This window comes from Kitasatospora nipponensis, from assembly GCF_039528135.1.
In the GTDB taxonomy this organism is placed as follows: domain Bacteria; phylum Actinomycetota; class Actinomycetes; order Streptomycetales; family Streptomycetaceae; genus Kitasatospora; species Kitasatospora nipponensis.
Genome location: NZ_BAAALF010000621.1, coordinates 1 through 818 on the forward strand (window position 1 = coordinate 1; position 818 = coordinate 818).

Sequence of the window (818 nt, forward strand, 5' to 3'; positions counted from 1 at the left end):
CACCCAGAACGGCAATCAACGCGGCGCCTACTACCTCCAGTACTCCAAGGCCTACAACGCCTGGGCCTTCGTCGCACCCGGCACTGACGACTACGGGACCGGCATCTACCACCACGCCAACGCCACCACCGCGCCCCAACTGAACACCTGGACCCACCTCGTCGGCGTCTACGACGCCACCAACCAGACCATCAGCCTCTACGTCAACGGCACACTCGTCAGCACCGCGAGCAACATCTCCACCTGGCCGGCCGGCGGTCCCCTCACCATCGGCAATGCCAAGGTCGAGAACCCCTTCCCCGGCAAAATCAGCGACGTCCAGACCTGGAACACCGCATTCCCCGCCGCAACCGTCGCTGCCCTCAAGGCAGGAACCCAGCCCACCCCGGTCCAGCTGAGCTGAACAGACCGACCACCCCACCACGCAACACCGGTGCCCCGTCGTCCCGTACGACGGGGCACCGCCCATTTCGGTCGCTGACACCCCCTCACCGACGAGTCCGTCTACCCGCCGACCCGAGCAAAACGGCTGGTCGGCCCGTGGCCCGGCCGCGTAGCGTGGAGCGCTGACCGAGAGCGAAGGATGAGGAAGATGACCGCGACCACCACCCTCTGGCGACCCACCGGCCCCGAGGAGTTGGCGCTGGTCGAGGCGTCCGGCTGGCGGGCCTGGCCGCCGCGGTTGCCGGATCAGCCGATCTTCTATCCGGTGATGAACGAGGACTACGCCGTCCGGATCGCCCGGGACTGGAACGTGCCCGCCTCCGGTGTCGGCTACGTGACCCGGTTCGAGGTGGAGACCGACTTCCTGGCGCGCT

At 67.7% G+C, this 818-nt stretch carries 1 protein-coding gene and 1 pseudogene; both read left to right on the plus strand.

The features are described 5' to 3' along the window. Positions 1–403: LamG domain-containing protein (locus ABD323_RS42310; protein ID WP_344447376.1), on the plus strand; the 403-nt coding region annotated here is incomplete at its 5' end. A gap of 180 nt (positions 404–583) precedes the next feature. Next, positions 584–818 (plus strand): annotated as a pseudogene (locus ABD323_RS42315) (ADP-ribosylation/crystallin J1); the annotation flags it as partial.